The organism is Rhizobium sp. P32RR-XVIII, assembly GCF_012641395.1.
Taxonomy (GTDB): Bacteria; Pseudomonadota; Alphaproteobacteria; order Rhizobiales; family Rhizobiaceae; genus Rhizobium.
In genome coordinates this window covers 48688-71348 of the sequence record NZ_JABAIH010000019.1, presented here as the reverse complement: position 1 = coordinate 71348, position 22661 = coordinate 48688, and the positions used below count along the sequence as shown (strand labels likewise).

Below are 22661 nucleotides of genomic sequence, written 5' to 3'. Positions count from 1 at the left end.
GAGACCTCGGCCAATCCTATTTCCAGGCGAGGTAAGCGACCCAGGCGAAGAAGCCGATATGAAAGAGGGCGCCGCCGATGAAGGCGAGCGTCTGGTTGAAGCTCGCATCAGCAAAGGAAAATATGGTGTTCGCAAGCATCCCATCCTCCTTCGGTTCAGAAAGCCGAGAAGACGTTGAATGCCAGTTCGCTGAACAGGAAGAGTAAGTTCAGTATCACGACACCTATCATGATCCTCGGCATCAACATTGCCTGTCCCTTCTTTTTCACGGCCATTGGTTTTGATCCCTTCGTGCGGCCGGCGCTAGAATCGACCAGGGCCGAGTCCACCCCAGTAGGAGTAGCTGTAGTAGAGCCCCCATACGAAGAGTACGAAATAAACAACCAGGAGCCACACGGGAATGTATCCGTGGTGCGCTTCGATGTGGCCGCCGGCATATTCCTCCATCTCATGCTCTTTGCTCTCGGGGCCCGGATCACGTCTTCCGGCCGCCTTCGGGCTCTGTTCGTCTGTCATTTTCCATCTCCCTCTCGAAGAATTCTTTCGAGACCCTGTCTGCATCGCTCAACGCTCCCGAAAGCACCCCCCATATAAAGAGACACAACGCACCGAGGCTCATCATCAAGGCGCCTACATAGGGACCGGCAATTCCAAAATCCGCCATGTATCATTCTCCCTGAGCAATTTTCGCCGGAGAGACGCCTGCGCCTTGGTCGCGCCGGCTGGCTGCCGCACCTGCGCGCGGAACATAAGCCTTGTCCGGAGAAGGAGCCTGAAGATTGAGATCATCGAGTGCCTTGCGGTCGGCCTCGGCTATGTTCAGCGGTTCGAGTGTCAGGGGATCCTTGTAGGCGGAAAGCGACAGAACGTAATAGGCGAGCGCCCAGCGGTCCTCATCCGGGAACGCATTGCGGTAGGATGGCATCGGCGTGCCGCTCAGTCCCGTGGTCATCGTCCGGAAAACATCCTCGACTGTCGGGCCAGACTTGAACTGGCCGCTGGTGAGATCCGCAGGTACGATGGTGAAGCCGAGATCGTCCTTCAGGCCGGCCGCCTTCTCGCCATCGCCTTTTCCCCCCTGTCCATGGCATTCCCAACATTTTGCTGCCTGCCATATCTCCTTGCCATGAGCCAGAAGCTGCTCAGAAGGCTGCGGGGGCTGACCGATCAGCAGCGGAGGGCCAGGGGGCTCTTCCGTGAAAAACTCATAAGGGGCGGAGGGATCGGAACGATCGACCGCCAGCTCGAACTTGATGTATTGGATAACCGCCAGGCGATCGTTGATGGGCAGTTCGTGCCAAGCCGGCATGGCCGTGCCGCGCACACCGCGCGTGATCGTCCGCAACAGGTCGCCGTCGGTCGGCAGGGGACCCGTCGTTAGCCTGAACTTGAAGACCGCCGCCGTAAAGTCGCGCGGCCGTTGCTTGTACATGAAAGTCGCTGCGGGGCCATTGCCGTCGCCCTTCACCCCGTGGCAGCCAATGCAGCGGCGCTCATAGACTTCCTTGCCGTGCAATATCCATTCCTGCGACCGCGGCAAAGTAACGTCGACGACTTGCAACTGCTGCGGTTCGAAAACGTCGCGCCATTTCCCGCGGTTCATGCCGAGCTTCTGCAGATAGGCGACGAGCGCGTGCAGTTCTTCCGTCTCCGCAGCAATCGTGACGGTCTCGCCCGCGAACTCCTCATTCGGAATGAGAAGAACCGGCTTCTTCTCCCGCGCCTCCATCGGCACGAACAGCAGACCGTCGGCGTTCGGCGTCAGCGATATCGGATCCTGGCCGTCGAAGCGGAAGAACCGCTCGGTGACAGGCGTCCTTTCCAAGGTCCGACCGCCGGCACCATCATCGACAATCCTTACTGGCTCCTCCGGCTCGTCGAAAAGGCCGCGATAGGGCGCCATGATGGAATCCGGCGACAGCATGCGCGGGTTCCAGAAATGGGCGAGGTGCCATTCGTTGCCGTATTTCAGGCCGACGCGCGTGAGATCCGGGCCGATGCGTCGCGTTCCGAACAGGTGCGGCACATCATAGGCGAATTCGCCCGCCTCCGAAACCGGACCCCAGCGGCGAGTCTCGCCGGTCACCGGGCGCACGAACTGCGAATGGCAATACCAGCAGCCTTCGCGCAAATAGACGGCTCGGCCCTGCCTCTGGAGCGCTGTATAGTCGGTCGCATCGGTCACCATCCATTTCATCTGGCCGAAGCTGGTGCGGATTGCGCTCGTGACCTTTGTCGTCCGGGCCGACGGCTCAAAGAATGGAAGGATTCCCTGCGTGATGACCGCAAGGAAGAAGAAGCCGATGCCGGCCACCAGTGCGACGAACCGCGCGCTCATTGGGCAGGCCCGCCGGCCGGTATGGTACCCGACCCGGGTACCGGCTCACGCTCTCTCACCCTCACGGGTTCCCTTATCGCGGTCATCATCATATTGAGGACGAGCAGGGACATGCCGATATCCATGCTGATGCCCGCCAGGGTGCGCACCAGCCAATAGGGCTTCATCTGAACAAGCGAATCGAGCCATTCGACGCCGTTCATCCATTGAAAGCCTTGCTGAAGTCCGCCGGCAGTCAATCCCAGGCCCATGGTCGAGATGCCTGCTGTGATCAGCCAGAAAGACCAGTTGCCCATCCGGAACGACCAGAGTTCGCGGCCCCACATGCGCGGCCAGACGTAGATCAGCCCGCCCATTGCCCAGACGACGAAGGTTCCGAAAACAGTAAGATGCGAGTGCGAGATGACGAAGTCGGTGAAATGCGTGGGTTGCTGCAGGCTTCGTAGCGCCTCCGTCGAACCCTGGAAGCACCCGAAGAGATACATGATCGAGCCCATGATCAGGAATTTGGCCGGTAAGTTCCGGCCGAACTCATGCCATTTGCCCATCATGGTTCCGAAGAAGTTCACCAGCACCGTCCAGACGGGAATGATCAACAGCATCGATGTGACGATCGCGATCGTCTCGGCCCAGTCGGCGATCGGGCTGTAGAGATAGTGATGAATGCCCACGAAGGGATAAAAGAGCGCGAGCGACCAGAAGCCGACCAGCGAGAGCTTGTGGGAGAAGAGCGGATTGCGCGCGCTGACCGGCAGGAAGTAGTAGATCAGCACATAGCCGGCCGGCGTCAGCCACAGTCCGACGATGTAGTGGATGTAGAGGCCGTGAAAGGCGGCGCTGTTGATGCCGTTGATGGTGTAGGGAAGGATGAAGCTGCCGAGCACGAGGTTCATCGTCGTCCAGACGAACGCCCCGATCAGATACCACAGCGCGACGTAGAGAGGCGGCTCGAGACGCCGGCCGATGGTGATCAGGAATTGCGCGGTTACGGTCGCGACGACGGCGAAGATGGGGATTTCGGCGAACAGCGGAAGCTCGCCCGCTTCCAGCCCGTGATTTTCACCGAAGGCCAGCGATACGAGGGCGGCGGCCAGGGCAATGTTCCACGCCCAGGCCATCAGCACACTTCCCTGCGGCCAAGGCACCCGCACGCCGCAAAGGCGCGGAACGAGATAGTAGCATTCGCCGATGAAGAGCGCCGAGAAGGCGCCGAAGATGACGCCGTTGATATGCACCGGCCGCAGGCGCCCGAAAGTGAGCGCCAGATTTTCGGTGCCAAGGTAGTCCGGATAGTTGAACAGCCCCGAGATCGTCACGCCGACAGAGGGCGTCACCATCAACCAGAACATGCCCCAGTAGAGCCAGACGCGCACAATAGGCCTGTCGACCAGCCCATCCAGGTCGACATTGGCGAACCTGCCCCGCAACACCATCGCGGTCTCTGCCAAGATACCCCTCCATCTCCGGCGACCGCTCGCGCGGCGCCAAAACTGCCTCAGCTATCGTCTATCTGCTGGCCAGTACTGCCCACCACAGTGGTATCCCAGAGCGCCGTGCGTCCGACCGGACGTGCGAAGGACGTTCTCAGTTATTGAATCTACGCACCGTGTTTTCCGAAAAGCGATTCCGACTTTCGGGCCGATGCGCTAGTACTTGCCCGGCTGCAGCACCGAACCGGTGTTCGACCAGGTAATGTAGGCTTCCAGCGCCTTCATCGCCTCGGATTCAGGATCGATCTTCACGCCCTGATTGGGCTTCTCGATGCACCAGTTGATCATGTCGCGCAAGGTCGCGAACTGGGCCATTTGCGCCTGAAACTTTGGGAAGGACTGCGGATGGGTATCCGACGCCATGGGATGGCACATGGCGCAAGCCATTCCGGTTTTCGACAGGTCCTCACCTACGCCCAACGCGTCAGCCGTGGCCTGATCGCCGTGAAAGAGCAGATCTCCCTTCCTGACCTCTTCCATGAAGGCGTCCTGATACGCCTTCAACTGATTCGGGCTGACGGGATCCTTGTGCGCGCTGGCCGGGACGACGAGAAGGGCAATGCCGATTGCGCCCCCTATCGAGGATATCCGCAGTGTGCCAAGGAGGGTTGCTTTGCTTGTCATAGCCGTTCCTCCCTTCAATATGGCCACATGTTGTCGGCGATCCGCGGCCGGATGATTTCTGACACGTTCTTGTCGAAGTCTTCGGCGGATTGCACGAAGACTTCCTTGCGGCCCCACATGACGTATTCTGTTTCGACATTGTCGCTGGCGCTGACGTCAATCTTGCTCCAGCCGACGCCGTCGTAGGGGTCGCCGGGGTCAACACGGATCATCGGCTTGGTGAGCTTCGGCAAGCCTTCCGGCGCATAGGGCCACGGCCACGAGGTCGCCAGCATGCCGATCGAGCGCATCGTGCCGATCTCGTTATAGAGGACCTGATGCACGTGGCCGTGGATGTTCGTCACCTTGGTGTAGGGCATCAGCACCTCATGAACCTGGCGCCAGTCGCGAACCCAGAAGTTCCAGGGCGGATAATATTCGTAGAGCGGGTTATGGCTGAAGATGACGACGGGCATCGCCTTGTCCCAATCGGCCAGCGTCTTTTCCATCCAGTCGAGTTGATCGCGGCCAACACCGGCCCAGGGACCGGCGACCGTGCCGTCGAGCGTTGCCATGTGACCCATGCGTTCCTCGGGAGTCATGTTCTTGGCGGTCCAGTAGTCCGGTCCACGGCTGACCGTGTCGAGACCGATGAAGCGCACGCCCTTGTGGTCAAAGGTCCAGTTGGGTTGGCCAAATAGCTCACCCCACTTCTTGCCCATGTCGAGGTACCAGTCGTGCTCGCCAGGGATGTAGTGTTTCGGGATATTGATCTCTTTCAGAAGATCGACGCCGAGTTCGAGCTCTTCGATCTTTCCGAGCTGGGCTAGATCGCCGCCGAAGATCAGGAAATCTGCGGGTGGATCCATCGCCTGAACTTCCTGCGCTGCACGCACGACCTTGTCGACGAAGCGTGTGTTCAGGGATCTTGGGTAGAGATGGGTGTCGGATATCCAGGCAAATTTGAAGGCCGCGTCGTTTGCATGTGCGATATCGAGCGTGTTGAGCAGCGGCCACCACGCGAAGGCCTCGCCGACAGTTGCCGCACCGAATATCAACGAGCCGTGAATGAAGGTGCGGCGGGTAATTTTCAGTGAGTCGTCGGGCCGAACCCCCTGGGGTTGCAGTACGGAATGCATTTCGCGACGAATGCGATCCAGTTCGTCAGACATAACGGTTCCTCCTCTCGGGTCGAAAGAAGAACTCGGCCCCCACACAGGCAGAGGTGGCGCGTTGCACCACGTCAGTACTTTTCTTGTTCTTTTACTTCGTACTACTGTTTCTTAAGCTCGATATCGAGCTTCGTGGCTTTGCCACCCTCGACGCTGACGGACATTTCCATGGGTCCAGTGAAGGGCTGGACGGCGACGAGTTTGTAGTCGCCAGGCGGAACGTCGGTGATCGAGAACTTGCCGTCACTCCCGGTAACCGAGTAGTAGGGATTGTCGGCGACGTAAATCCAGCCTTCCATCCAGCCATGCGCATCGCAATCGACGCGCACCGTGCCGGGGCGAGGCAATTCGGTGGGGATGGTCTGGTTCTGGTTCGGCAAGGCTAGATTGAACGCCGTGCGCTTGCCATAGTAGCCATGCGTGTTATGCAGTACGGGATCAGAGTTCACGACATTCAGTGGTCCGGCGGGGATAGCCTGGACTTGCGGCTCGAAACGGCATTTCTCATTATTGAGTTCGGGTGTCTTTCCCGCGGTCGGCCATTCCTTACCGGACGCCACGTCGACAAGGTATACGACCGCGCTTTCGACGGCCTTACCGTCGCCAACCCGTATCAGCGGTTCGTCGCGTGGATTTCCACAAACCTGGACGTCCTTGGTCGGGATGATCTTCTTCATCGGAACGTTGCCGTTATAGACGACAACGCCCTCGATTGAGCCTCCACCCGTAACGGCAGTAACTTCATAGGATTGTGCAGGAGCACCGATCGCCACCGTAGCAACCGCAAGAAATCCAGAGAAGAAATGATGCCTCCTCACAGCACCCTCCTCTTCTTTAACGGATATGGTTGCATTTTTGATCAGAATGATCCTAATATCAAGGGGAAATCGATCTTAGCTGGCCAGTGGAAGTATTGGCCAGACTCGTGCGGCAGAACAGGCGTATTCCCTCGGCGCGTGGGTTGTTGACGCGAGCCACTTTACCTGCTCTGACAAAACGTCCTGTCGCATCGCTACCGACCTCGACTGTTCGGCAATGTAACCGTTACGGCTGCGGAGGCACAAGGTGGATCGCTCACGGAAGGACCATCGCGCGGTGGCGCGACACTGGGTGGCCGCTTTCGTCGCAGCCATGCTGGCGACGGCCGTAGTGACCGCCTTGCCCGCGCGCGGTGCAGCAGACACGACGGTGGGCGGACCGTTCAGCCTTGCCGCGCCGGACGGTGGAACTGTGACCGAGGCGACTTTCCGGGGCCAATGGCTGCTGGTTTTCTTCGGTTACACCTTCTGCCCCGATACCTGCCCGATGACGCTGAGCCAAATTGCCGTTGCGCTCGAAAAGCTCGGGCCGGATGCGCAACATGTGCAGCCTATCTTCATTACGGTCGATCCTGAGCGCGACACTCCCAACGCAATGGGCGAGTATACCAAAGCAATCGACAAGCGGATCGTCGGGCTCTCGGGAACGCCGGAGCAGACCGCAGCAGTATCTCAGGCGTATGGCGTCTACAGCGAGCGGCACCGCACCGGGCCTGGCCTGAACGACTATCTCATCGACCACAGCACCTACATTTACATAATGTCGCCGGACGGAAAGTTCGTACGGGGCATGTCGGCCGACACGTCGGCGGACGCCATCGCGGCCATCTTGCGTAATCTCATGACGGAGGCGCGCAACCGAGACTGAGCGGGCGACGGCGAGGAGGACGGACATGACCTTGGGGAACGCTGGGGAAAGGGGAGCTGGGCGGTATCGCCAGTACTTCGGCGCCGCCATATCACGACTCCATGCTGAGCAGCGATACCGCGTCTTTGCCGATCTGGAGCGGATCGCGGGCCGTTTTCCCTTCGCTACATGGCGCTCCCCATCGGGACAGCGGGAGGTCGTCATCTGGTGCTCCAACGACTACCTCGGCATGGGACAAAACGCGAAGGTGATCGAAGCCATGATCGACGCGGCACGACGTCATGGGACGGGTGCGGGCGGTACCCGCAATATTTCAGGGACAAACCATCCGCTCGTCGAACTAGAAGCCGAACTCGCGGATCTACATGGCAAGGACGGGGCTCTGGTCTTCACGTCGGGTTATGTATCCAACCAGACGGGCATCTCCACCATTGCCAAGCTCATACCCGACTGTCTGATCCTGTCAGACGCGCTTAACCACAATTCCATGATCGAGGGTATCCGCCAATCTGGAAGGGAAAAGCAGATCTTCCGGCACAACGACGTGCGACACCTGGAGCAACTGCTGAAGGCCGCCGGCCCCGAGCGACCGAAGCTCATCGTCTTCGAAAGTCTCTATTCCATGGATGGCGACATCGCGCCGATCCACCGCATCTGCGACCTCGCCGATCGTTATGGCGCCATGACCTATCTCGACGAGGTGCATGCGGTCGGCATGTACGGGCGCAGGGGCGGCGGCGTTGCCGAACGTGACGGCGCCATGGAGCGCATCGACGTCATCGAAGGCACGCTGGCCAAGGCATTCGGTTGTCTGGGCGGCTATATCGCAGGCGACGGCGATCTCCTTGATGCCGTGCGTTCCTACGCACCGGGCTTCATATTTACGACGGCCTTGCCGCCCGCGATCTGCGCGGCGGCCACAGTCGCGATCCGCCATTTGAAGGATTCGGATCGGGAGCGTCAACGCCAGCAGGACCGTGTGCGCAGGGTCAAGGCGCGCCTGATCGCGGCGAAGCTGCCGGTCATGCCAAGCGACAGCCACATTGTCCCCGTTTGGGTCGGCGATCCCGCAAAGTGCAAGGCGGCGAGCGATATTTTGCTAGCCAAGAACGGCATCTACATCCAGCCGATCAACTACCCGACCGTCGCCAGGGGAACCGAACGGCTGCGTATCACGCCGTCGCCATGCCACGACGACATCATGATCGGCCAGCTTGTGGCGGCGCTGGCCGATGTCTGGAACCAGCTCGGACTCCGGTACGCCAGTACTGCTCAGGCCGCGGAGTAAAGCGGCAACTCTTGGGAGGAATGCCATGACCGCCAAAGATATCAAATTCGCCTTCGAGGCGCGAGACTGCATTTTAAATGGCGTAGATACGCTCGGACGGGCCGTCAGCGTCACACTTGGGCCGCGAGGGCGGAACGTGGCGATCGACCGGTCTTTCGGCACGAAAATCACCAAGGACGGGGTGACCGTTGCAAGGGAGGTCGAGCTTCAGGACAAGTTCGAGGACATGGCCGTCCGGTTGCTCCGGCAAGTTGCGATCAGAACCTCCTATCTGACCGGCGACGGCACGACGACTGCGGTCGTGCTCGCCAATGCGATCATAAGAGGCGGCGTGCGGGCAGTGGTGGCCGGCATGAATCCCATGGACTTGAAGCGCGGCATCGATCGGGCGGTCGAGACCGTCGCGGCGGTGCTGAAGCAGAATGCAAGAGCCATAACCTCGACTGCGGAGATAGCTCAGATCGCCGCGATCGCGGCAAACGGTGATACCGAAATCGGCCGCATCATTGCCGACGCCATGGCGAAGGTCGGCAACAATGGCGTGATCACAGTCGAGGAAGGAAGGTCGCTCGAAACCGAGATCGAGATTGTCACCGGCATCCAGTTCGACCGTAGCTACATCTCTCCGCATTTCACCACCAACCGCGAGCGGACGCGGGTGGAGTTCGAGGACGCCTATCTTCTTATCAGCGAAAAGAAGCTGGCGAGTCTCGGCGAAGTGCTACCGCTCCTGGAAAAGGTCGTGCAGACCGGCAAACCCCTTCTCATCATCGCCGACGATGTCGAGGCCGAAGTCAGGGCGGCGCTGGTGGTCAACAAGCTGCGCGGCAGCCTCAAGGTGGCAGCGGTCAATGCGCCTGCCTACGGCGAGTTGCGCAAGGGGATCCTGCAAGATATTGCGGTGGTGACGGGCGGCACGGTCATCTCGGAGGATCTCGGCCTGAAGATCGAGACCGTGCCGCTCGATGTTCTTGGCCGCGCGCGGAAGATTACGGTCGACAAGCAAAACACGACGATCGTCGAAGGCGGTAGCGTACCGGCGGATATCGATACGCGCATCGCCGCCATCAAGCGCCAGCTCGAACAGTCCGACTCCGACTACGACCGTGACAAACTTGAGGAACGGCTGGCGCGGCTTTCGAGCGGGATCGCCGTGGTCCGGGTCGGCGGAACGAGCGAGATCGAGCTCAGGGAAAAGAAGGATCGCATCCGAAATGCCGTCCATGCGGCCCGCGCTGCAATCGAGGAGGGTATCTTGCCGGGCGGTGGCACCGCGCTTCTGCGGGCAGGAAAGGCACTCCGGGCGCTCAAGGTAGATCACGCTGACCAGCAGGCAGGCATCCGCGTCGTCGCGGAGGCAATACGCTGGCCGGCACAGCAGATTGCGGCCAATGCCGGCGAGGACGGATCGGTCGTTGCAGCGAGAATTCTCGAAGACGATGATTTTGCCTACGGCTATGACGCCCAGAAGGGTGCGTTCGGCGACATGATTGCAGCGGGCATCATCGACCCAGTCAAGGCGGTGCGCGCGGCGCTTCAGGGTGCTGCGTCGGTGGCCGGCCTCATGATCATGACGGAGGCGATGGTAGCAGAGGTTCCCGGGCCGCCGCCCCCCGAGCTTCCCGGCCATCACGATCACGAGGACAATCTCGACATAGAGTTCTAAGCCGCGATTTTGAACTGCAACAATCCGAAATCATGAACGTGACCAGTCCCAAAACGGACGGTAGAACGGGCACTGGGCGGTCCACAACGCCAAGCGAGCCTTGGTGGGGAGGGAGCCGGGCCACCTCCAGGCCTTTTTAGGCGCGTGGGAAGAGTCGCCGCCTTAACGGTTGATGAAGATAGCGGTGATAGTCAGCGGTATGACCAAGTACCCGACCGATCTCACCGCCTGGTTTTACGCCGCCCAAGCGCCGACCTCTACTCCGCCGTTGACACAGTTGCGCAAGCAATCCGGCGACGAGACATTTTTGGCGAAGTTAAGGTCCTGACAACTTAAGTCACGGGATTTGTTTTGGGACATTTGGGAGCGCGAACCTGTTCCAGTGTTGTCGGCTCCAGTGTCAGGTCAACATTATGAGGCGGCAGGACCTGCGCATTGCGTAGGGCATTTGGCTTGGCATACTTGCCCGGTATCGACGGAGTTTCTGGTCTTCGGTCGGTGACTGGGATCGGTCGAATATTCACTATCTGTCTCCTTGCACACGCCACATAAGCACAATGCGACCAACCCACTCAAAGTGGGCAGGGACACCGCGCTCGATCGCAAAAGTGCGAAAAAGCCCTGCGTCTACTGCCTCTGCGCGCGGAATGCGGAGAATTAAAAGCCAGCTCCGGTGTCCGCGGCGGCGCAAGCGTGCTGGACTGTATCATCAAGGACATGTCCGATGGAGGGGCTCGGCTGGCGGTAGATGGAGCGCTCGCAGTTCCAATTGTTCCATCGACACCGTCTCGATCGGCCCCCGCCGCCGATAGCTAGAAGACATCCTTCCCGCCAAGCCCGACGAATTCTGTCCTAAAACCTTGTGCGTGCGCCTGCTTCAAGAGGCGGTCGGCGCTCATCAAATCCAGACACATGCTTCCGGCGAAGCAGGAGCGCAGGGCGCAGCATAGTTCGCTGGTTGCCCAGCTTAGCGCCCGCGGCGAAATCATTGTCACGACCCAGTGGTCATTGTCTGCCCGCTCGAGCAAGATGTCCGCTTCCCTTGTCCTGGCACAAGGAATCGGCGCGCGCCGAGCCGCAGACATGGGAGTGTGCGTGTGGTGAGCGGTGGTGACTACATGGTTCATCCTGCTATCCTCCTTGTCGTCTCGAGGCCGGCATCATTGAATTATTTGGCCGATGGCGACATTCTGACGTTATCTGCCGACAGGGAAGGCGTCGTTGATGCAGGTCAAAGCAGCACGCTCCTATCAAGGACCGAGGAGGGTTAGTCCCCTTTGCGTGATGGAACAGTGCTCCCGCTATCCGTTTCACCTTAAAGACAGGTCGTTTTTGAGTTTGCGGCTTCTCTGAAGCGGATCGGGTGGGAAGGCCGTGTGGTCACTCCAGCTTGACAACCGACCATCTAGAATCTCGTGCTCGTCCCTGGCGTCCGAGCCAAGGCCGGGCAATAGCCGGTTCCATAAACTACATTATGCGATTTTTGCAATCTATGCTTGTACCTTGCAACGCTAGCCCGTTCCCCACCCCTGCGAGCGAAGCGCGCGCGTCGTGATGTTCGAAACCTTCATGCCTATTGAAACTACACGTAACTTTTACGGCTTCTCCTTTTGAGGAAAGATTTAATTTCTTTATCAATCGGAAAGAGACGAATATACTCCAGGTAGATTAACCGCATCAAGATCGCGGTGATGTGACCTCTCGGGTCAATAAAAGAAACCAAATTTGAGCATTTGAGCCATTGGAAAAAAACGGGAAAATTTTTGTCCCCCCTCCGAAGGACGGACGCGATTTCAAAGAACTCTTCAGGCAGTTAGCCGCAGTCGGCGCGGGCCGGCCTTTGGGTCGAGACGGGTTTCCGCAAGGCCCATGGACGCCGGAATTGTTGGCTGAGGCAATATCACAGATCGACTCCAACCGGCTCGGCGTCGATTTGCGAACAGTTCAGCTCTGGTTTCAAGAAAACGATAAGGGGATCAGTGCTTCCAACATTCGCTGGCTTGCACGGATCTATGGCTGCGACGATCCGGAAGCGACGAGCGAATGGCTCATGGAGCTCAGCGCGGCGCAATCGAGGCTAATCGCCAAAAGGCGAGATTCAAAGAAAGCGGTAAGAAGCACGGTATCGGTCGTTTCAGAGGCGCCGCCATCTGTGACAGCTGATGATGAAAGCCAACCTGCAGGCGGTATCGCACAAGACAGTGAAGTTTCCCGGGAAAGACAACGCTTCAGCCTAGCGGAAAGATCGGAAGCGCTCTTCAGTCGTGGATCCTCTTTGAACCTTCCGGCATCAATTTTCGCCGGTGCTTCTGCCCTAGGGTTTTTGTCGTACATCGTCGGGATCGCTAGCATCACGTATAGGCGGCCGGACGGCGTCGTTAAGGAAGTCGGTTTCCTATGGGCACCAAACTGGACCCTTCTCTTCATGGTACTCCTGCCGCTATTTTTCGTAGTCGTGATTGAGCTGCTGGCCTTTTGGAAACAGAACGCACGATTACGCCTGGTAGCACAGGCCGATAGCTCAGAAAGCGGCAAAGCCTGGGCGAGCAATGTTTGCGCTTATTCATATTCGTATTGGGCAGTTTTCCTGATCTGCATCCTGGTAGCTGGTCTTCTTCAATGGATCGGCGTGTGCGTCATCCCCCTGCTGGAGGGAAGCGGCGATTACGCGATCAGTTGGGGCACGATAGCGATTGTGCAACCTGATCTCATATCGGTACCAGTCGAGATCGTATTCACCGCGCTTTCCTACTTCTACATGAGCCTTTGCTTTTATCTCTTTTTCGCCGGCCTGATTTTGCTTCATACGATTGTCCATGATCTTTGGAAAATCGAAGGAGACGTAAAGGCGCAGCCAGACGTAGCGCATTGGCACGAACGAGCGGAAATCCGCCTTAGGATCCTGCGGGGTATTTTCCGCTGCACCGTCCTCGGTGTTCTCGTCGCCGTATGCATGAAGATTCAAAGTGCATACTTGAGTTCGAATGGAGAAGACGTCCTGACCTGGATAATTCACGATATGTCTTCCGTTCTCGAAGGCCACCCTGATCGTAGCCAGAGCTTGGGCTATCGAATGCCAACGCATTACAGCAGCCTGCTTGTCGCCATTTCGGCTTGTGTCGTTTTTGTATACGGTCTTCTTCGCTTGGCTTTCAGAAAGGAGTTCCGTGTGACTTTGTGGAAGATGTCAGCGGTCGTAGGTCTGCTCTTTGCTAGCTATCTGTTCATCGACGTCTTTGACGGCTTTTCGATCTTCCTCGGCATTAGTGTTTTGCTCGCAGTATATGGCCTCTTTGATCCAGAATTCGGGCAACGGCGGCAGACCGAATTGGAAAGCAACCAGAGTGTATCATAAATGGATTGATCAGTGGGACGAGCACCGGGCGCGGCGTGGCGAGGAAGCGAAGAAAGCGACAGCCATCGTGCTCGACAGCTGTCTCGCGTTCCCGGGTGAGAAGGTGGTAGGAACTATTGAGGAGTTTTGTGCCCTTGCCGACCAGGCTCTGGCTGATTCAAGCTTTTATGACGAACCGAGCGAGAGCGATGATGGCTTTCAGATACAAGATGGGTGGTTGAAATACCCTTCGGACATTTCAACGGGCGTCGAAGAGAATAACTTTGTTTGGGCGAAGGTAACCGAAAGCGGCTCGCGCAATCAAGCATTGGTAATCTTCCATCACTGGAATGCCAGCCGCCGAAATCATCAGATCGCCAAGTTCTTTTCGCGGCGTGGGATTACGACCGTCGAGATCGCTATGCCCTATCATTTCGAGCGAAGCCGTCCTGGCTCGCTCTATGCCGAGGACATGCTCAGCGCGAATCTCGGCCGAACGATCCAGTCTGTAAGGCAGGCCGTATGGGACGGGCGAAAGCTCATCCGCTGGCTGAAAAGCGAAGGGTATCCAGAGATCTCGGTTCTCGGCATGAGCCTTGGCTCCTGGGTTGCGGGATTGATCGCGGCACATGAACCGGCCGTAACAAAGGCGTCCTTGTTTTTGACGGCGGGTAGCCTCGCTGACATGGTTTGGACGGGCCGTGCGACCCGGGCGATACGTGATGGCCTGGAGCGTGCGATCGAGATCACCGATCTTCGTAGGGCGTGGGGGCCGCTGGATTTGGAGAACTACGCGCATAAATTGGCGCGGCCCGACCTTGCTCTTCACGTGGTGATCGCGACCAGAGACAAGGTGGTGTTACCCGGGCTATCAAAACGCTTTATCGAAAAACTACACGGAGCCGGGGCGACGCCAAACGTCCTGGAGCTTAACTGCGGTCATTATTCACTCGTGATGCCTCCGTACATTTTGCTCGCAGGTTGGAGCCTGAAGCGTTTTCTGTCACGACGAGGTTAGAGTACGAGGACTGCAAGGAATTCTCCTCATAACCGAACAAGCAGAGCGGGCCTTCCTCTCGTCCCGCACGCGTCCAAGAAAAACCTTTTCGTTCAAAATCAATACCTTGCGACCAGCATTTCGTTTGGTTTCGCTAGGATTCGCGTTCCCTCATGCAATCTGCGGTAAGCACCGTAGTTACCAAATGTCATTTTCATGCAAGGCGCGGCTCCAGTGGAAGCAGAGCCTTAGCGCTTATTCTGAACGGACACACATCGCAATCGACAGCGCACAGGGGAAGCTATTTCAGCTTTGAAAGCAGCTATGGATTCTGACGTATTCGACGAGCATTGCATCCGCAGGCAAGTGGGTTCAACTGGCTTGGTCATTTTTGAGCGTGACGACATCCTGCTGAGGCAGAAGCCGCAGTTCGAAGACCAGACACTCGGCGATATCGATGCTGATTTCGTGGCCATGCTTCAGGACATGCGTGACCTCGATGTTCGTTTTGGATTTATTTCCCGCCGTTCAAGTCGACCATTCGACACGCGTGTCAGTATCGATAGCGCGACGCTGACACGGCTGCTCGACGATCTTCTGAAGGTATCGGGCGCCCTACCCGACTTCTGGATAGACGCAGCCTGTACATCGGACCTCAAACAGCGCCAGCGTTCGCACAGCAGAGCTGAACTCGATCTGATAACGAAACTGACGGAATGGTACGAGGCCGATCTCAATAGGACGGTCTTGGTGCGGAAAGCAGACGCCCCCCTAACCAGCCCGGACACGCCGGGTCTCACGGAAATTTTCTATCCAGGATTAAGCGCCCGCGCGCCCTCCAACATCAGCCGGCCAGCGACAGTGGGTTGGCTTAAGACGATGATCAAGCATGCCTTGGATCTAGAGTAAGCGGGTTCCTGTAGTCGAGATGAAGGCTGGTGAAGCCTTTCTCGTTGATGCAGTTTCGCCTTTTTCGGTTACCGACCGCGGTCCCGATCCTTTTCCTGCGGCGGGCGCAGCTTGATCGATTTCGGTATCTCGCGATCGCGCTGTTGGTTTCTCTGACGGTCTGATCGATCTTTTTCCGAGCTATCATGCTCAGCATTTGAACGGGCTACGCGCGGCTGATCAACAGCACGGTTGCTCGAACTCTTGTTGACGACGCCCTGCTCCGCAACATGGTCGCGCCCGGTCGCCGACTTCGTGTCCAAGCTATCCGAAGTGCGCTTGTCCTTGCCAGCCTCCGCCCGATCCCGATTTTTCGCGACGCGGGAATCGAGTTGCAGCCCAACCACCTTGCCGATGATCTTTGTCGCTTGTTCGAAGATCAACCGATCAGACGGATTGGCGATCTTGGCAGCAACGCTCAAAGCCGTGTTCGCGAGCGTTTCCTTCGCCGCCCTTGCCTGCGCGGCACTAATGGGGGTGGATCGTAGCATGTGCTCTTCGCCTTTCTCTCGTATGGGATCGCGGCCTTGTTGAACCGCTGTTTCGAGCCGTTGGTATTCGCGACGAAGCCCCACGGACAGATCGTGACTAAGTTCGCGTGCGGTGCTGGGGGCCGATCGATCTTTTGCGATTTTCTCCAGCATCTCGATGACACGTCCGACGGACCGCTGACTCTGTACGAGCCGGCTCCGAGCATCCTGGCGCTTTGGTGCGCTCGGAGTGTCACGCACCCTCGCCATGACCTTATCAACGACGTTGCCCGGAGCCGTTGCGCCCATCCGCCGGAACATCTCCCATTCCCATCGTTTCACCGGCGGTGGACCGGCGCGCTCAATGCGCTTCTGACGATCGATCGGGATACCGCGCTCTCGCGCCTTTTCGGCAAAGCGGACACGCCATTCGGTAAAGTCGCGGATGTTGGGGTTGAGCGTCCTTCCGTTGGCATGGCGCAGCGCGACGATCACATGCAGGTGCGGGTGCTTTTCAAGATCGTGACGATTGTGGACAGCATAGGCATAACGATGCCCCGCGAATTGCTCCCGCAGGAAATCTCGGCCAGCGAGGATGAATTGGCTGCGATCCACATTGGCTGGTCCTGAGAGCAAAAGGTGCATGAAATCCCGCGGTTGGCGGGTTTGCATGAGAACCCCAACCGTCCTGCCTTCCGCGGTTAGTTCCTTGTGGTCCCTGGTCGTGACTTCGCGCCGCACCTCGCCGAGTTCATAACGGCCACTCCTGCCAGGGCGCTCCTCGATGCGTGCCTTTGTAGAAATTGTGACCTCCGCTCCTGCCCGTTGCATCGCATGCAGGGTTGCCGTCAGGCCTTTGGGTCCAGAGGAAAACTCCGCCGAATAGCGCGAGGTCGGAGTGATCCCGGCGTCACGCAGAGCCCTGTCCAGTCGATCGTCGATCGCACGCACATTCTCTATCTCCGCAGGAACCCGGTTCGCGCTGCTTCGATCCGACCTGTCTTTCTTCTCGTGAGCGATGACCAAAGCAAAATGCAGACGGGTTCCTCCCTTCACGCCTTCACTGACGCTGAACGCGTAGGTCCGATCTGTGTCCGCGGGCTCGCGGAAACCATCTTCCGCGAGAGAAGCAAGACCACGAGCGATATCGTCGCGGTTGGCATTCTCCAGTTCGTAGGTCAGGCGAAGAATATCCTGACTGCCTTTCCGGTTGCCGAACTCCCGCTCCCAGGAGCGCACAGCGTCTCGCAGATCGGTAACCTCGCGGCCATCCTGGTCGTGCGCTTTCTCTTCCTTGCTCTGATAGACGAGCACGTTGCGCGCTGAAGCCGCGCCCGCCCCATAAGACAGGATTTTGACGACAACCGCATTGTTGCCGGAAGCACGACTGAAAGCCGAGGCAGCGCCGGGATGTTTGCCGGCGCGCGGAACCGCCTTGGCCGACGATGGTCTCTTTGCGGCGCCGCTTCCACCGCCGCCTCGTCGCCGGAGTTCGTCTTTTATAAGCTCGAAGTAGCTCGGCAGCCGGCGGCCCTCAGACCTAGACGCGAAGCGACTTTTGGACATGTCGGTCATCATGGTTCCTGATCAAATCGGCGATAAAGGTAGAGGGCCGGACGTAGGCTGCGTCTCTGATAGCATCGAGCGCACCCATGACGTTCTCGAGCTGCTGCACTATCGCTTTTGCGCTTGCAGCACGAACGTCTCCATCGGAAAGGAACTCCTCGTTTCGAAAAGCAAGTTCTCGCAGGAACTGGTGGATGTTTGCCAACTGACGGTCATGTTCCTCGAGCATCGCAGGGATGTGCATCACCTCTCTGGTGACGATGAGCTTGGCGACGATGTTCACAGAGACATCGAGCCTGCGAGACACGGCCTCGAGATTGCTCAGAATGTGAACGGGGAGGCGGAACATCACGGCGGGCTCACGCATCTGATTACAGCCCCCTCGCCTTCAGCGCCTCTAAAATCAGCCGGTGTGTTGCAGAAGAGAGCTGTTCATGCCGCTCCAGCGACACGCGGAATATCTTGGTCAGCACGTCGTCGTCGAGATAGAGAGAGATACGCTTGCGCTTTGTTTCAGCGTCCGTGGCGATCGCTTGCGGTGGCAGTGGACCGGGATTTCGGGTCTTGGCTGGTTGCCGCCGCGCCTGAGGCTCGCGGCTCGCTGCTTCTGCTTCCAGAGCCTCATCTGGCATCAGCGTCTCAAGGTCGATATCCGTCGGCATGTAAGACGTGGCACTCTCTTCCACCTCCTTTGCCTGGTCCTCTCTGGACCGGGCAAGCGCAAGAATGTTGCCGGTCGGCGTCCGCTCCCTCGACATTGTTTATGCCGCTTCCGCCTGCAGAAGGCCGATGAACTCGTTATTGATCTTCTTCACGAGGTCGATTGCATCGAGCACGCTCTCGGATGCCCGTCTCTTGGCCGATGGGGTGAGCGAGGAATTGTTCTCGATACTTGCCAGTTTGGAATAGAGCGAGCCGAAACCGGCTCCGACATCACTGAAATGGTTGCTCTTCCGGATTACCGTCTCCACCATCGGGATCCGGCCGCTGGTCAGGATCGCATGGACCTCGGGAAGTGACCTGTTGTGTTTGAGCGCGATCATGTCGACGTAGTTCCAGATGGCCGCATAGGGGATCGGCCCTGCCGCACGCTTCTTCGATATTTCCTTCAGGATCGTCGCCACCTTGATTGCTGACGTGGCAGCGGTCGGCTCCGGGATGATCGGAATAAGGACCGCATCGCACTCGTGATAAACCTCGATAGCCCGTTGATGCACGTAGCCGCCGACGTCATAGATACGGATATCCGCTTCAGGTGCGTCCGCAAGCCGGTCGCGAAACCTGTCGCCAGGTGCGACGCGCAGATGCAGCAACGTGCCGTCTGTCGGGAGCAGCCCGCGCTTCATCGAGACATTGTACCAGCGCGTCGATGACTCCTGCTCGTCGCAATCTATCAGGAGCGTTCGATGTCCCTGCTGCGCGAACTCGGCTGCGAGATTGACGTTCAGGGTTGATTTACCGGCACCGCCCTTGAACGTCGAGATCGCGAGGGAAAGGGGTTTAACTGCCATAAGCTTCTTCACCATCTTGCATCGAGTATTATTGTTGGGAGGAAGGGTGTTCGGTGGTGGCGGCCAAAGATTGCGGACATCTCCGCCACGCTCTGGACGAACCTGCCCTGCCCTCGTCATGCCCGAGGTTTGGCTCGTAGCTCTTCCTGCCGCCGAGCGGCGATCAAATCCTCGTTCAGCCGTGTCATTTCGCGTTCACGAGTTGCATCCGTAACCGGATCCCTCCCCGGCCAAACGCGAAGGATTGGTAAAAACACCAGCGCGAAGAATGTGATCGTGGCCGCTTTGAACCAGGACGAATGAGCGTAGAGATCAGCTGCCCATTGCCACAGCGCTTGCGTCCATTCTGTGGGGAGAAACGCATATGAAAATACTAGCGCGATGCCGTATGCGACGAACGACGCAAAAAACAGGCCCACAGCCGACACTATGATAAAATTGGCGCTCAACATGACGAACCAGGCCGCTCGAAACGGGAAGATAACGACCTTAAATGACTGCCTGAACGCTGACATCCGCTCTTCTCCACGTGCGATTTTCAGTGCCTGGACAAGACATACTCCAATCCGCATGCCTTTTCCAGACTTGCACTGCAGTATAATTTCGTGCATGGTCGAAAAAGTCGAAACAAGACGGATGCGGACATGAAGAATGGCGCATGGCGGCTCGATCGCCTCCTCTCCTACACCCTCGTCAACATCCTCATCGCGCTGTCCCAGGCTGCTGCGGCCGATACCGATACCGCTGCGGACTTCGTCCACTACTACCAACGTGCCTACGCGCAGGGGCGCGATCTGATACCAGGGCCAATCCCGCCGCTCGACACATCCTCGATAGCAACGCGGCTCGACCTGCAGACCATCAGACCTCAAAGTGCCCTTACTGGCACTGGGTTCGTCGCGCTCGATGGGACGATTGTCAAACTAGCCGGCGCTCAGGGCTGCCTTTCGACAGAAGCAGTAGAGTTCACTGGGTTGCGGACGACATGCGCGATGGTCTCACTTGCGGGAATGACAGCAACCCTCAATGAGGCAGAGATCCGTGCGGGCGACGCATTTCCCTGTCACGTCTTCGGAAATGCGCCCGGAACACCCACGGTCCACTATGCCGAATGCTTCTTTGTCGAAGATGGCGGGGTCCGATCGCTTTCGGAAACGCTCATCAGCAGAGGACTGGCGTTTGCTGCCCGTGATGGTGCGGGGCGCCCTGTTTTTCCGGAATACGCAAAAGCCGAGGAGCAGGCTCGCCGGGACAAGGCGGGGATTTGGGCGAACGCCTATTTCGTCCATCCCTACGGCGCTCGCTATCGTGCCAATCTATCAACGAACTGATGCGGGTGAGATCACTCATGCTGATTTCCACGATCACAGTTTCCGGCTTCTATGCAGCGATGACCATCATGCCGATGCTTGCACAAGGCGACATGACGCCGACAGCCTCTGCACCGGTCGTCCGAGCTCAGGCCTCTGAACAAGACTTGCCCGCCACTGGCACGCGCGACGACGACCAATCCAAATTCCTTCCCTTTCCTTCAGAGGCGCAATTCGAAACCGGCGACACCTGGATTTCCAGCGGCCGGCGGTATCGCCTCTACGGCCTGCAATCGTGCCTCCGAGGGACAAATATCACGGTGTCTGCCGGCGTCGTGCGCGACTGCGGCGAGCTAAACCTCATCATGGTGCAAGCATTGATCCGAGACACCCGACCTGTCTGCGCCACCATCAAAGATCTCGACCAGAACGATGCGGTCGTGGCGTGCCAGACGACCACCGGCCAACACCGTTATGATCTGGCAACCTATATGATCGCTCAGGGATGGGGATTCGCCGCAGTCGACGGGGCGGGCCGTCCGATCGTCCCTGGATATAGGACGGCTGAGGAGGCGGCGCGATCCGCACGCGCCGGGCTTTGGGCGTATCCTGACATGCCGCATCCGGTTTCGTTGCTCACGCAGCAGGCGAGGACCCAACGATGAAAGTCGTGACCGTTTCGATGATGCTGTTCATGGCGATACCAGCGGCGTCGCTCGCACAAAGTCGACCAGCCGATGTGCCGCGCCAGATCTACGGCATGGTTCAGGTCGTTGATGCAACGACTTTCGAATTCGTCAAGAGCCGACAGGTCGTCCGTCTGGCCGGCTACGAGGCGCCCCGCCTGGAGCAGACCGCGACGAGCGCTGGGGTGGGATGGCCTGCCGGTCAGGTGTCACGTGCATGGATGATCCTTCGGACGCTTGGCCAAAACGTCAACTGCGGGCCGATCGGACGCGACGCCAAGCAGGTGTTGGTCGCCCACTGCTTCGTCGGAGAGACCAATCTGGCAGCGACAGCAATTGCCGAAGGCATCGGCTATGCGTTCAACTACCCGGGCGAGCCTCAGGTGCCTGCCTATTTCGACATCGAAAGAAAATCCAGGGGTCTGGGGTACGGAGTCTGGTCGTCGCCCGACCTGCTTCCGCCCTGGCTATACGATGCTTCGGTGGCGAAGGCAGACACGTCTGACAGCAGGCTGCCGGAATCCGAACCGGGACTGCCGTTGCCGCTGCCTGTCAATCAAACAACGCGCTGAGTTGAAGGACCTGCCTGGAGGCTGAATGAAACGTGTTCTCGAAACCCTTGCCGTAGCAATGGCCTTGCTTGCCTTTGTTCCTGTTGCAGCCAGCGCGCAAAGTGCTGGTTCGCCCAACCAGATCGGGCAGCGAGACCCCGACCACTGCGGTGTCGCCGGCGCAGGATGTGATCCGGCGGACGTGCAGCAATGGAAGGCTGTTGGCAACAGGCTTGCCGACCTGTCGTCGGCAGACCTTAGCCAGTACGCCTACGCCTGCGCGCGTCATCCGGAATGGAAAAAAGACTGCCAAACCGATCCCGCGATCATTCTGAAGCGCCTGGGAATTGAAGGATACTGAGACTGCCGATGAGCAAGTCGGACAATGTCGTCGCCATTGCCGCAATGGCCTTCCTCGTCGGGACGGCCAGCCCGTTCCTTAAAGGATCGGTGGCACCTGGACGCAAATTCAAGAATTAGATGGAGGCGAAGTAATGAGACGATTGTCAATCGTGGTCGCGGCGTTGGCGGCTGGGAGCTTCACCGTATGGAGCCCTGATGCGAAGGCCGACGACGCCTCTTGGGGTTGTCAGGTGCTCCTGTGTGCAGCATCGCAGAATCCTTCATGGCATGGCGTTCCCTATTGCGTTCCGCCCATGACCAGGCTGATCGCTGCCATGAAGAAACCCGGATTTGATTGGCCTATCTGCCACGAAGCCAATTCGGGCAAGCCAGGCCGCGAGGATTTCAAGGAATGCCCGGCCGGCATGACAGTCGGCTACAGCTCGCAGGGCAACAATGGATGGCGAGGTGAGCCGGACCAGTGCATCAAGACAGTCGATGTCTGCCGTTCACCGAACTTGCGTTCTGAGGCGATGCGGCTACCAGGTCAAACCATTCGTCGCAGCTTCGGAAACGACGACAACGGCTGCGTCCAGCAGATTGCCACTCCGCGCCCGCGACGCGCTGACCCCTATTTCTTCGACATACCCAACGACACGGGCGTCAAGGAGCGGTTCTGGTTCAACCTGAATCATTAGCCGCG

General features: G+C 58.5%; 23 protein-coding genes. 11 read left to right on the top strand and 12 right to left on the bottom strand.

What is annotated here, in order from left to right; genetic code table 11:
- Window positions 1-16: 16 nt before the first annotated feature.
- The 7 genes from HGP14_RS36335 to HGP14_RS30020 form a co-directional block, all read right to left on the bottom strand.
- Window positions 17-139: a hypothetical protein gene (locus HGP14_RS36335; RefSeq protein ID WP_281408140.1), complete on the bottom strand. Its 123-nt coding sequence runs from the start codon at window positions 137-139 to the stop codon at window positions 17-19.
- A gap of 164 nt (window positions 140-303) precedes the next feature.
- On the bottom strand, window positions 304-516 hold the full coding sequence (locus HGP14_RS30045; protein WP_168833506.1) for a hypothetical protein: 213 nt from the start codon (window positions 514-516) through the stop codon (window positions 304-306).
- Window positions 517-667: 151 nt separating this feature from the next.
- Window positions 668-2338 carry a cbb3-type cytochrome c oxidase subunit II gene (locus HGP14_RS30040; RefSeq protein WP_168833505.1) on the bottom strand — a complete coding sequence of 557 codons (1671 nt, stop codon included), beginning with the start codon at window positions 2336-2338 and terminating at the stop codon, window positions 668-670.
- Window positions 2335-3771, bottom strand: coding sequence for a cbb3-type cytochrome c oxidase subunit I (locus tag HGP14_RS30035; RefSeq protein WP_168833521.1), 1437 nt, complete (start codon window positions 3769-3771; stop codon window positions 2335-2337). The genes HGP14_RS30040 and HGP14_RS30035 overlap by 4 nt, the downstream gene beginning before the upstream one ends.
- 213 nt (window positions 3772-3984) lie before the next feature.
- Window positions 3985-4452 (bottom strand): c-type cytochrome, encoded by a 468-nt coding sequence (locus tag HGP14_RS30030; protein WP_168833504.1) that lies wholly within the window; start codon window positions 4450-4452, stop codon window positions 3985-3987.
- A 14-nt stretch (window positions 4453-4466) separates the two neighbouring features.
- Window positions 4467-5603: a metallophosphoesterase family protein gene (locus tag HGP14_RS30025; RefSeq protein ID WP_168833503.1), complete on the bottom strand. Its 1137-nt coding sequence runs from the start codon at window positions 5601-5603 to the stop codon at window positions 4467-4469.
- Between the two features lie 101 nt (window positions 5604-5704).
- The gene (locus tag HGP14_RS30020) at window positions 5705-6421 is read right to left on the bottom strand and encodes a carboxypeptidase regulatory-like domain-containing protein (RefSeq protein WP_168833502.1); all 717 of its coding nucleotides are present in this window, start codon (window positions 6419-6421) and stop codon (window positions 5705-5707) included.
- 247 nt (window positions 6422-6668) lie between these two features.
- Here HGP14_RS30020 and HGP14_RS30015 point away from each other — a divergent pair, with 247 nt between their 5' ends.
- From HGP14_RS30015 to HGP14_RS29990, 6 genes are all read left to right on the top strand, one after another.
- On the top strand, window positions 6669-7289 hold the full coding sequence (locus HGP14_RS30015) for an SCO family protein (RefSeq protein ID WP_312862223.1): 621 nt from the start codon (window positions 6669-6671) through the stop codon (window positions 7287-7289).
- 25 nt (window positions 7290-7314) lie between these two features.
- Window positions 7315-8577 (top strand): 5-aminolevulinate synthase, encoded by a 1263-nt coding sequence (hemA, locus tag HGP14_RS30010; RefSeq protein ID WP_168833501.1) that lies wholly within the window; start codon window positions 7315-7317, stop codon window positions 8575-8577.
- A 25-nt stretch (window positions 8578-8602) separates the two neighbouring features.
- Window positions 8603-10243 carry a chaperonin GroEL gene (gene groL, locus HGP14_RS30005; RefSeq protein ID WP_168833500.1) on the top strand — a complete coding sequence of 547 codons (1641 nt, stop codon included), beginning with the start codon at window positions 8603-8605 and terminating at the stop codon, window positions 10241-10243.
- Window positions 10244-11984: 1741 nt separating this feature from the next.
- Window positions 11985-13598 (top strand): RcgA family putative transporter, encoded by a 1614-nt coding sequence (locus tag HGP14_RS30000; protein WP_168833499.1) that lies wholly within the window; start codon window positions 11985-11987, stop codon window positions 13596-13598.
- A complete protein-coding gene (locus HGP14_RS29995) occupies window positions 13588-14595 on the top strand; it encodes an alpha/beta fold hydrolase (RefSeq protein WP_168833498.1) in 1008 nt (335 codons plus the stop codon). Before HGP14_RS30000 ends, HGP14_RS29995 begins: the two co-directional genes overlap by 11 nt.
- A gap of 291 nt (window positions 14596-14886) precedes the next feature.
- On the top strand, window positions 14887-15483 hold the full coding sequence (locus HGP14_RS29990) for a hypothetical protein (RefSeq protein WP_246704668.1): 597 nt from the start codon (window positions 14887-14889) through the stop codon (window positions 15481-15483).
- Window positions 15484-15551: 68 nt separating this feature from the next.
- Here the strand turns inward: HGP14_RS29990 and HGP14_RS29985 are convergent, their stop codons facing one another.
- From HGP14_RS29985 to HGP14_RS29965, 5 genes are all read right to left on the bottom strand, one after another.
- Window positions 15552-17567 (bottom strand): relaxase/mobilization nuclease domain-containing protein, encoded by a 2016-nt coding sequence (locus HGP14_RS29985; protein ID WP_168833497.1) that lies wholly within the window; start codon window positions 17565-17567, stop codon window positions 15552-15554.
- Window positions 17533-17925, bottom strand: coding sequence for a hypothetical protein (locus HGP14_RS29980; RefSeq protein ID WP_168833496.1), 393 nt, complete (start codon window positions 17923-17925; stop codon window positions 17533-17535). The genes HGP14_RS29985 and HGP14_RS29980 overlap by 35 nt, the downstream gene beginning before the upstream one ends.
- A 4-nt stretch (window positions 17926-17929) precedes the next feature.
- Window positions 17930-18316 carry a hypothetical protein gene (locus HGP14_RS29975; protein ID WP_168833495.1) on the bottom strand — a complete coding sequence of 129 codons (387 nt, stop codon included), beginning with the start codon at window positions 18314-18316 and terminating at the stop codon, window positions 17930-17932.
- Window positions 18317-18319: 3 nt separating this feature from the next.
- Window positions 18320-19069 (bottom strand): ParA family protein, encoded by a 750-nt coding sequence (locus tag HGP14_RS29970; protein ID WP_246704667.1) that lies wholly within the window; start codon window positions 19067-19069, stop codon window positions 18320-18322.
- 116 nt (window positions 19070-19185) lie between these two features.
- Entirely contained in the window at window positions 19186-19584 is a 399-nt protein-coding gene (locus HGP14_RS29965) for a hypothetical protein (protein ID WP_168833493.1), read from the bottom strand.
- A gap of 129 nt (window positions 19585-19713) precedes the next feature.
- On the opposite strand from HGP14_RS29965, the gene HGP14_RS29960 reads away from it, so the two are divergent.
- The 5 genes from HGP14_RS29960 to HGP14_RS29940 all read left to right on the top strand — a co-directional run bounded on the left by HGP14_RS29960 (window position 19714) and on the right by HGP14_RS29940 (window position 22656).
- Entirely contained in the window at window positions 19714-20400 is a 687-nt protein-coding gene (locus tag HGP14_RS29960; protein WP_168833492.1) for a thermonuclease family protein, read from the top strand.
- Between the two features lie 17 nt (window positions 20401-20417).
- Window positions 20418-21044, top strand: a complete 627-nt coding sequence (locus tag HGP14_RS29955; protein WP_168833491.1) for a thermonuclease family protein — start codon at window positions 20418-20420, stop codon at window positions 21042-21044.
- Window positions 21041-21637, top strand: a complete 597-nt coding sequence (locus HGP14_RS29950; RefSeq protein ID WP_168833490.1) for a nuclease — start codon at window positions 21041-21043, stop codon at window positions 21635-21637. The genes HGP14_RS29955 and HGP14_RS29950 overlap by 4 nt, the downstream gene beginning before the upstream one ends.
- Before the next feature lie 25 nt (window positions 21638-21662).
- The gene (locus HGP14_RS29945; protein WP_168833489.1) at window positions 21663-21977 is read left to right on the top strand and encodes a DUF2840 domain-containing protein; all 315 of its coding nucleotides are present in this window, start codon (window positions 21663-21665) and stop codon (window positions 21975-21977) included.
- Between the two features lie 133 nt (window positions 21978-22110).
- On the top strand, window positions 22111-22656 hold the full coding sequence (locus HGP14_RS29940; RefSeq protein ID WP_168833488.1) for a hypothetical protein: 546 nt from the start codon (window positions 22111-22113) through the stop codon (window positions 22654-22656).
- Window positions 22657-22661: the final 5 nt, after the last annotated feature.

What these genes read in the sequence shown, in the direction of transcription:
- HGP14_RS29970 (WP_246704667.1), bottom strand. Translation starts at nt 19,069, where the DNA reads ATGGCAGTTAAACCCCTTTCCCTCGCGATCTCGACGTTCAAGGGCGGT.
- HGP14_RS29985 (WP_168833497.1), bottom strand. Translation starts at nt 17,567, where the DNA reads ATGACCGACATGTCCAAAAGTCGCTTCGCGTCTAGGTCTGAGGGCCGC.
- hemA (WP_168833501.1), top strand. Translation starts at nt 7,315, where the DNA reads ATGACCTTGGGGAACGCTGGGGAAAGGGGAGCTGGGCGGTATCGCCAG.
- HGP14_RS29945 (WP_168833489.1), top strand. Translation starts at nt 21,663, where the DNA reads ATGAAACGTGTTCTCGAAACCCTTGCCGTAGCAATGGCCTTGCTTGCC.
- HGP14_RS30040 (WP_168833505.1), bottom strand. Translation starts at nt 2,338, where the DNA reads ATGAGCGCGCGGTTCGTCGCACTGGTGGCCGGCATCGGCTTCTTCTTC.
- HGP14_RS29980 (WP_168833496.1), bottom strand. Translation starts at nt 17,925, where the DNA reads ATGCGTGAGCCCGCCGTGATGTTCCGCCTCCCCGTTCACATTCTGAGC.
- HGP14_RS29975 (WP_168833495.1), bottom strand. Translation starts at nt 18,316, where the DNA reads ATGTCGAGGGAGCGGACGCCGACCGGCAACATTCTTGCGCTTGCCCGG.
- HGP14_RS36335 (WP_281408140.1), bottom strand. Translation starts at nt 139, where the DNA reads ATGCTTGCGAACACCATATTTTCCTTTGCTGATGCGAGCTTCAACCAG.
- HGP14_RS29940 (WP_168833488.1), top strand. Translation starts at nt 22,111, where the DNA reads ATGAGACGATTGTCAATCGTGGTCGCGGCGTTGGCGGCTGGGAGCTTC.
- HGP14_RS30030 (WP_168833504.1), bottom strand. Translation starts at nt 4,452, where the DNA reads ATGACAAGCAAAGCAACCCTCCTTGGCACACTGCGGATATCCTCGATA.
- HGP14_RS29965 (WP_168833493.1), bottom strand. Translation starts at nt 19,584, where the DNA reads ATGTCAGCGTTCAGGCAGTCATTTAAGGTCGTTATCTTCCCGTTTCGA.
- HGP14_RS30045 (WP_168833506.1), bottom strand. Translation starts at nt 516, where the DNA reads ATGACAGACGAACAGAGCCCGAAGGCGGCCGGAAGACGTGATCCGGGC.
- HGP14_RS29950 (WP_168833490.1), top strand. Translation starts at nt 21,041, where the DNA reads ATGAAAGTCGTGACCGTTTCGATGATGCTGTTCATGGCGATACCAGCG.
- HGP14_RS29955 (WP_168833491.1), top strand. Translation starts at nt 20,418, where the DNA reads ATGCTGATTTCCACGATCACAGTTTCCGGCTTCTATGCAGCGATGACC.
- groL (WP_168833500.1), top strand. Translation starts at nt 8,603, where the DNA reads ATGACCGCCAAAGATATCAAATTCGCCTTCGAGGCGCGAGACTGCATT.
- HGP14_RS29960 (WP_168833492.1), top strand. Translation starts at nt 19,714, where the DNA reads ATGAAGAATGGCGCATGGCGGCTCGATCGCCTCCTCTCCTACACCCTC.
- HGP14_RS30035 (WP_168833521.1), bottom strand. Translation starts at nt 3,771, where the DNA reads ATGGTGTTGCGGGGCAGGTTCGCCAATGTCGACCTGGATGGGCTGGTC.
- HGP14_RS30025 (WP_168833503.1), bottom strand. Translation starts at nt 5,603, where the DNA reads ATGTCTGACGAACTGGATCGCATTCGTCGCGAAATGCATTCCGTACTG.